We start from the raw sequence: 7,727 nt of genomic DNA on the forward strand, positions 1-7,727 counted from the left end.
GAAGAAAACGCGTCAAATAAAAATCATAGAGCCCCGCTTCTGATTCAATCAGAAGCGGAAAGGCTCTAGCTCGCGCGTCTCGCTCGGATCAGCGAACGAGAATGTTCCTGAACTGCCAGGGATCGGATGTATCGATGTCTTCCGGAAAGAGTCCGGGGCGATCGGCCAGTGGCGTCCAGTCGGTATAATAGCCCTTCACAGGACCGAGATAGGGACGCTGGATTTCCAGGCAGCGACGGAAGTCCATTTCGTCGGCCTCGACGATGCCGGCTTCCGGATTTTCCAGCGCCCAGACCATGCCGGCCAGCACCGCGGACGACACCTGCAGGCCGGTGGCGTTCTGATACGGCGCAACGCGGCGGGTTTCCTCGATCGAAAGCTGAGAGCCGTACCAGTACGCGTTCTTGCCGTGGCCGTAGATCAGCACGCCGAGCTCGTCGATACCGTCGACGATTTCGGTTTCCTCCAGAATGTGAAACTTCGGCTGCGCCTTGCCTTCCGCGCCGAACATCTCGTGCAGCGACAACACGGCGTCGTTGGCGGGATGGTAAGCGTAGTGGCAGGTCGGACGATAGATCACGTTCTGGCCGTCGCGAACGGTGAGGTAGTCGGCGATCGAGATCGCTTCGTTGTGGGTGACCAGAAAGCCGTACTGCGCTCCCGGCGTCGGGCACCACGTGCGCACGCGTGTATTGGCTCCCGGTTGCAGCAGATAGATCGCGGCCTGACATCCGGTATCGTGCTTGCGCCCGTTTTCCGGCATCCACTTTTCGTGGGTGCCCCAGCCGAGCTCGGAAGGTTGCAGGCCTTCCGAAACAAATCCTTCCACCGACCAGGTATTGACGAACACGTTTATCGGCTTCGGCGTCTTGGCGCGCTGGGTGTCGCGTTCGGCGATGTGGATGCCCTTGACGCCGAGCTTGTGTGCGAGCTGAGCCCAGCCTTCGCGGCTCTTCGGTTCGTTGAACTCGGTGCCGGTATCGCGCGCGATGTCGAGCAGCGCCTGCTTCACAAACCAGGAGACCATGCCGGGGTTGGCGCCGCAGGTGGAAACCGCGGTGGTGCCACCTTCGCTTTTCCGCTTGGCTGCGAGCAACGTTTCGCGCAGCGCGTAATTGGAGCGCTTTTCGGGGCCGGCGCTCTTGTCGAAATAAAACCCGAGCCACGGCTCGACCACGGTGTCGATGTAAAGTGATCCGATCTCGCGGCACATGGTCATGAGGTCAACCGAGCCGGTGTCGACCGAGAGGTTGACGCAGAAGCCCTGACCGCCGCCTTCCGTCAGCAGCGGAACGAGGACGTCATGATAGTTGTCGCGGGTGATGGCTTGTCTGATGAACTTGACGCCATGTTTTTTTGCCAGCGTGTCGTCCGCATGCGGATCGATGATGACGAAGCGCGCTTTATCGAATTCGAAATGCTTCTCGATCAGGGGCAGGGCGCCTTTTCCGATCGAACCAAATCCGATCATGACGATCGGCCCGGTGATTCGTGCGTGCACGGATGAAGCATTCGACGACATCATATATCTCCAAAATTGTCGGGGAATTACAGCTCGGACAAGCAATTTGCGTGAAGGTGCTATGAGGCGCTCCCGCGCTTCACTCATCCGTCATACGACATGATCAGGCGCGAGCGCGCAAGCCGACGCCGGTGGATGTTTTAGCTTGTAGCGTGGCATGGCCGATTCCAGATCGATACCGCAACTCATGGCGGGTTTTGATCGAGAAGGTATCGCCTGGTTTCAAGTCCATGATGAGGTGGATGTTGATCGCCTGATTTTCATAACGCAGCGCGCCTGTTTCCATGGTGCGGAGACAGGCGCCTGGCTGCTATTTACGCTCCGGCATCGGCCAGTAAGACCAGACAGCGATCACGGTCAGCGAGCGCCATCCACCGGAGGGAGTTTGAAACTCGATGCTCTGCCCGGCGGACAGGCCGATAAGGGCCGCGCCGATGGGAGAAAGAATCGAGATCTTGCCAGCGTCGACATCGGCGTCTTCCGGATAAACCAGAGTGACCTTCCGCTTCTGGCCGCTGACGTCGTCGATGAACGTCACCTCGGACTGCATCGTCACGAGATTGACTTTCCGCCGCTGGCCCTTGGTATCGTCAAGAATGGAACTATCGGCGGGAATGATTTCGGCGCGGTCTATTTCCCGAGCGAGAAATTCGGCAGTCGCCGGATATTTTTCTATCGCAGCCTCGGCAAGGTGCCGCAAGCGATCGATATCGTGCGCGCTGATGGCGATGGCCGGGAGGTGTGTCTTCTTCAGATTGTCGAGCATGTCTTTCACCGCGGGTTAGCCCTCGCGAGCGATCGTCCGTTGATTGAGCGATCACCGGCGAGGGCGGCACAACCCGCGATGTCATGGCATCGCGCGATGCGCCAAAGAAACAATGGTCAGTTGGAAGTGAGATCGAACTTGATAAATCCCGGACGGTACGGACGCACGTCCGTCCGGGTCACCATCCTGCTTTGAGGTGACCGGCGCGCAGCAACAAACGGCTATTGCGAGCATTCGACATCATCATCTGAAGGTAGGTCGGCCTGCGCGGAAGTCAATGCTCCAGCATCTGGAACAGTTTCCCCCTGTCTGCCGCGTCCGCTCTCAAGACAAGCCTCCTCCGCCGCGGCTGCGTTCAAGCCGCGCGCGGCATCGGCCGCGCAACTTCCCGGCCGTGATGCCGCCGTGCTCTCGATACCCGAGGCCCCGTCGGTGCGATCAGGCCAGAGGCGCCTTCAAGCGCAGCTTCGCGCAGTTCGACCGCCAGCAGCCGGTCGCGTTCGAACGGGCCGGGCAGGAGAAGGTTGGCGGTTTTCACCGCCGAGAAGCCGAAGCGCGCGTAATACGGCGCATCGCCGAGCAGGATCACGGCGCCGTGGCCGTGCGCCTGCGCAAGCTCGAGCGCTCGCTTCATCAATGCGGCGCCGACGCCAAGCTTGCGCTGGGACGCTGCCACCGCGAGAGGGCCGAGCGCCAGCGCAGGCACGCCCCCGGCGCTGACGTGCCAAAGCCGCACGGTTCCGATCAGCTTGCGTTTGGCAACCGCGACCAACGCCAGGCCTTCGGCCGGTTTCCGTCCGTCACGCAGCCGCTGGCAGGTCCGCGCAAAGCGGCCGGTGCCGAAGCTTGCATCGAGCAACGCTTCGCGCGCGGCGACATCGGAAGCACGTTCGGCGCGGATCGCGAAGGGAGAAATCTCGCAGCGGGCGGCGATTGTTTCGAGAACAGCATTCATGGCGCATCATCCCCCCTCCGGCAACTTGATCAGTCGCACGGCGTGTCATCAGCCAGAATTGTGACAGGGAGGAAGCCGGCGAACCGGCTTCCGGCTCTCTTCATCTCTTCGCGAACGGGGAGGAAGAGCTTGCGTCAGATGTGATACGTCCTCAGCGGCGGAAAGCCGTTGAAGGCTACCGACGAGTAGGTCGACGTATAAGCGCCGGTGCCCTCGATCAGCAGCTTGTCGCCGATCTCGAGCGAGACCGGCAGCGGATACGGCTGCTTCTCGTAGAGCACGTCGGCCGAGTCGCAGGTCGGGCCGGCCAGCACGCAGGGCGTCATCTCGGCGCCGTCGTGCGGCGTCCTGATCGCGTAGCGGATCGACTCGTCCATGGTCTCCGCGAGGCCGCCGAACTTGCCGATGTCGAGATAGACCCAGCGGTTCGCGTCATCGTAACCTTTCTTCGAGATCAGCACGACTTCCGTCTCGATCACGCCGGCGTTGCCGACCATGCCGCGGCCCGGCTCGATGATGGTCTCCGGGATCTGATTGCCGAAGTGCTTGCGCAACGCGCGGAAGATCGACCGGCCGTACTGCACGACCGGCGGAATGTCCTTCAGGTACCTCGTCGGAAACCCCCCGCCCATGTTGACCATGGTCAGGTTGATTCCACGTTCGGCGCAGTCGCGGAACACTTGCGAGACCATCGCCAGAGCGCGATCCCAGGCTTTCACCTTGCGCTGCTGCGAACCGACATGGAACGAAATGCCGATCGGCTCGAGGCTGAGGCGCTTGGCGAGGTCGAGCACTTCGACCGCCATTTCCGGGTCGCAGCCGAACTTGCGCGACAACGGCCACTCGGCGCCCGCGCAGTCGTAGAGGATGCGGCAGAACACCTTCGCCCCCGGCGCGGCGCGGGCAATTTTCTCGACTTCCGCATGGCAGTCCACGGCGAACAGGCGAATGCCGAGCGCGTAGGCGCGCGCGATATCGCGCTCCTTCTTGATGGTGTTGCCGAAGGAGATGCGGTCCGGCGTCGCGCCGGCGGCAAGCGCCATTTCAATCTCGGCGACGGTCGCGGTGTCGAAGCACGAACCTAGCGAGGCAAGCAGGCTCAGCACCTCGGGCGCAGGGTTAGCCTTCACGGCGTAGAACACGCGCGAGTCCGGCAACGCCTTCGCGAAGGCCTGATAGTTGTCGCGCACGATGTCGAGATCGACCACGAGGCAGGGCTCGGTATCGTTGCCTTTGTTGCGGCGGTCGCGCAGGAATTCCCGAATGCGTTCGGTCATAGCACCCTCCAAACGGTCCAGCGACGGACTCGCTCAAAATGACGTCGGACTGAACGTTCCGGCATCGTCGCACGATGGAGACGCGACGACGCCTTGAGCTCAGATCAACTGTGCTGCCGTGGATTGGTTGGGATGAATCCCGCCCGCACACCTGGCAATGAAGGACAAGCCTTTTCAGTAGCCCGCGCCGGCGGTGGAAGGCCGGTAGAGACCAAAAAAGCCCGATCCGTCGTTGCTTTAAGTCGCGTCCCCCGTTGAGAGCGGGGTGCGCCGGTTCGCCTCCGGCTGCCAGTCACGGTTGCAAGAAGTAAAGCGCCTTCATCGGCATCCCTGGAGAGAGATGCTGGCCTCTCAGTTTCAATCGATTTGAGTCTCGATCGATCTGAGCGACCCTCGGCTGCTTCACCCTTGGCGGCTGTCCGGCCTCTTGTCCGGATACCTACCGACTGACACACGACCACAGGCACGTGCGAAATTGGGCAGTAGCGGAGATAAGTCTTTTGATCGGGGTTCGCAACAACTTTCTTCGAGCGAAGCGCGGTTTCCCCACGCCGTTGTCGAAATGCCGCAATCGCGCGCCGATGATGAACGAGAGTTTAAAATTGTTTTAATGAAAGGAACCGACGGCGCGCAAGAAGAATGCAAGTTGGCCCTGTGCCGCAGCGGTTTGTTTCAGGTGCGCCGTATGAAGGGTTCGACGCGCTGGGCGGCGCGGATAAAATTGATCATGACGAACACGCCGATCACGAACAGCACCGCTTGCAGGATATGACTCTCCATCTCGCTCAGTCCGAACAGGATCGCGAGCGCCCAGCCGCCGGCGAACGCCGCGCCGAAGACTTCCGCGCCAATCAGGATCGCCGCCGAAATGACGGTGATGACGCTGGGCCAGGCGATCTTGCGTGAGGCGGAAGAGGCAGGTTGAGAACTCATGTCCAAAGATTCCGTTCGTCCAAGGATTCCGTTCGTCCAGAGTATTCCGTTCGTTCAAGTATCCGTTGAGGGCGGCAATCTCTCTGAAAATGCCGGCCGCGGCAAGCGCCAAAGGCACCAAAGGGCTCTGTCGCGTGTTATAGTTCCGGTGCCGCTGGATCGCGGCAGAAATGTGAAGCAGCGGGCGAAAGCAAAACCTTATGTCAGATACGTCTCAATCGTCGCCTGTGGTTTCCGGCTCCGGGACGGACAACCCGTTGCTGATGCCGTGGCGGACGCCTTTCCAGGCTCCGCCGTTCGGGGAGATCGCGCCTGACCATTTCCTGCCCGCCTTTGAGCGAGCGTTCATCGATCATGCCGCCGAGATCGCCGCCATCGCTCATGATCCGTCGGCGCCGGACTTCGCCAACACCATCACCGCGCTGGAACGCTCCGGCAGGCTGCTCGCGAAGATCGCGGCCGTGTTTTACAATCTGGTTTCGGCGCACTCCAATCCGGCGCTGCTCGAGATCGACACGGATGTCTCCTCGCGCATGGCGCGGCACTGGAATCCGATCCTGATGAACGCGGTGTTGTTCGGCCGCGTCGCGCAACTCCACGAGAATCGTGCAACGCTCGGTCTGACCGCCGAGCAGTTGCGGCTGCTGGAACGCACCTACACGCGCTTTCACCGGGCCGGCGCCGGTCTCGACGAGGCCGCTAAGGCGCGGATGGCGGCGATCAACGAGCGGTTGGCCCATCTCGGCACCACCTTCGGCCATCATCTCCTCGGCGACGAGCAGGAGTGGTTCCTCGAACTCGGCGAGGATGACCTGGAGGGCCTGCCGGACAGTTTCGTTGCGGCGGCGCGTGCCGCGGCGGAGGAGCGCGCGCTGCCCGGCAAGGCCATCGTGACCACCTCGCGCTCGTCAGTGGAGACGTTTCTCAAGAGCTCGCGCCGCCGCGATCTGCGCGAGAAGGTTTACAAGGCGTTTACAGCCCGTGGCGACAACGGCAACCCCAACGAAAACAACGCAGCCATCGTAGAGATCCTCGCGCTTCGCGAGGAAGCCGCAAGGCTTCTGGGCTATCCCAGCTTCGCGGCCTATCGTCTGGAAGACTCGATGGCCAAGACGCCGGAAGCCGCGCGCGGCCTGCTGGAGCGGGTCTGGACGCCGGCCCGCGCACGGGCGCTCGCCGACCGCGATGCCTTGCAGGGGCTGATCGCGGAGGAGGGCGGCAACTTCACGCTCGCGCCCTGGGATTGGCGCTACTACGCCGAAAAGCTGCGGCAGATCCGTGCCGATTTCGACGATGCGGCGATCAAGCCGTATCTGACGCTGGAGGGGATGATCGCCGCGGCCTTCGACTGCGCGCATCGCCTGTTCGGGCTCTCCTTCTCCGAGCGCAAGGACATCCCGGTCTGGCATCCGGACGTTCGCGTCTTTGAGGTGAAGGATGCCGCCGGTGCGCATCGGGCGCTGTTCTACGGCGACTACTTCGCCCGCGCCTCGAAACGGTCCGGCGCATGGATGACCTCGCTGCGCGACCAGCAGACGCTCGACGGCGAGGTCGCGCCGCTGGTCGTGAACGTCTGCAATTTCGCCAAAGGCGCGAACGGCCAGCCCGCGCTGCTGTCTCCGGACGATGCGCGCACGCTGTTCCATGAGTTCGGACACGGTCTGCACGGCATGCTGTCGAACGTCACCTATCCTTCGTTGTCGGGGACCAGCGTTTTTACCGATTTCGTCGAACTGCCGTCGCAACTCTACGAGCACTGGCAGGAACAGCCGCAGGTGCTGCGACAGTTCGCAAGGCACTACCAGACCGGAGAGCCGCCGCCGGATGATTTGCTGGAGCGCTTCCTCGCGGCGCGACAGTTCAACCAGGGTTTCGCCACCGTCGAATTCGTCGCCTCGGCGCTGATGGATCTGGAATTCCACAGCCAGCCCGCCGCGGCGATCCGAGATATCAGAGCTTTCGAACGCGCCACGATGGAAAAGATCGGGATGCCGGCGGAAATCGCGATGCGGCACCGGCCGACCCAGTTCGGCCACATCTTCTCCGGCGATCACTATGCGGCCGGCTATTACAGCTACATGTGGTCGGAGGTGATGGACGCCGATGCGTTCGGAGCTTTCGAGGAGACCGGTGATATTTTTGATCCGGAGACAGCCAGGCGGCTGCACGATGATATTTATTCGTCTGGCGGATCGCGCGATCCGGAAGAAGCCTACATTGCCTTCCGCGGCCGCAAGCCGGAGCCGGAGGCGCTGTTGCGGCGACGTGGATTGC

Annotated in this window: 7 protein-coding genes; 1 reads left to right on the plus strand and 6 read right to left on the minus strand. The window is 62.0% G+C overall.

The features are described from left to right. Nucleotides 1–88: 88 nt before the first annotated feature. From NWI01_RS13655 to NWI01_RS13685, 6 genes are all read right to left on the minus strand, one after another. Nucleotides 89–1,525: a homospermidine synthase gene (locus NWI01_RS13655; protein ID WP_181410484.1), complete on the minus strand. Its 1,437-nt coding sequence runs from the start codon at nt 1,523–1,525 to the stop codon at nt 89–91. A 100-nt stretch (nt 1,526–1,625) separates the two neighbouring features. Then, the gene (locus tag NWI01_RS13660; protein WP_141384386.1) at nt 1,626–1,808 is read right to left on the minus strand and encodes a hypothetical protein; all 183 of its coding nucleotides are present in this window, start codon (nt 1,806–1,808) and stop codon (nt 1,626–1,628) included. A gap of 24 nt (nt 1,809–1,832) precedes the next feature. Further along, nucleotides 1,833–2,288 carry a nucleoside diphosphate kinase regulator gene (gene rnk / locus NWI01_RS13665; protein ID WP_141384389.1) on the minus strand — a complete coding sequence of 152 codons (456 nt, stop codon included), beginning with the start codon at nt 2,286–2,288 and terminating at the stop codon, nt 1,833–1,835. Between the two features lie 355 nt (nt 2,289–2,643). Continuing rightward, complete coding sequence (locus NWI01_RS13670) at nt 2,644–3,243, minus strand: GNAT family N-acetyltransferase (RefSeq protein ID WP_141384391.1); 600 nt, start codon at nt 3,241–3,243, stop codon at nt 2,644–2,646. 134 nt (nt 3,244–3,377) lie between these two features. Next, complete coding sequence (locus NWI01_RS13675) at nt 3,378–4,520, minus strand: type III PLP-dependent enzyme (protein WP_141384393.1); 1,143 nt, start codon at nt 4,518–4,520, stop codon at nt 3,378–3,380. Nucleotides 4,521–5,192: 672 nt separating this feature from the next. After that, nucleotides 5,193–5,453, minus strand: coding sequence for a hypothetical protein (locus NWI01_RS13685; RefSeq protein ID WP_141384395.1), 261 nt, complete (start codon nt 5,451–5,453; stop codon nt 5,193–5,195). Nucleotides 5,454–5,653: 200 nt separating this feature from the next. Between NWI01_RS13685 and NWI01_RS13690 the strand changes: the two genes are divergently transcribed. Then, the coding region (locus NWI01_RS13690; RefSeq protein WP_141384397.1) for a M3 family metallopeptidase at nt 5,654–7,727 on the plus strand (2,074 nt) is incomplete at its 3' end.

The organism is Nitrobacter winogradskyi (genome assembly GCF_006539545.1).
Classification (GTDB): Bacteria; Pseudomonadota; Alphaproteobacteria; order Rhizobiales; family Xanthobacteraceae; genus Nitrobacter; species Nitrobacter winogradskyi_A.

Bases quoted from the DNA above. Each gene is read 5' to 3' on its own strand.
- NWI01_RS13655 (WP_181410484.1), bottom strand. From the start codon at position 1,525: ATGATGTCGTCGAATGCTTCATCCGTGCACGCACGAATCACCGGGCCG.
- NWI01_RS13660 (WP_141384386.1), bottom strand. From the start codon at position 1,808: ATGGAAACAGGCGCGCTGCGTTATGAAAATCAGGCGATCAACATCCAC.
- rnk (WP_141384389.1), bottom strand. From the start codon at position 2,288: ATGCTCGACAATCTGAAGAAGACACACCTCCCGGCCATCGCCATCAGC.
- NWI01_RS13670 (WP_141384391.1), bottom strand. From the start codon at position 3,243: ATGAATGCTGTTCTCGAAACAATCGCCGCCCGCTGCGAGATTTCTCCC.
- NWI01_RS13675 (WP_141384393.1), bottom strand. From the start codon at position 4,520: ATGACCGAACGCATTCGGGAATTCCTGCGCGACCGCCGCAACAAAGGC.
- NWI01_RS13685 (WP_141384395.1), bottom strand. From the start codon at position 5,453: ATGAGTTCTCAACCTGCCTCTTCCGCCTCACGCAAGATCGCCTGGCCC.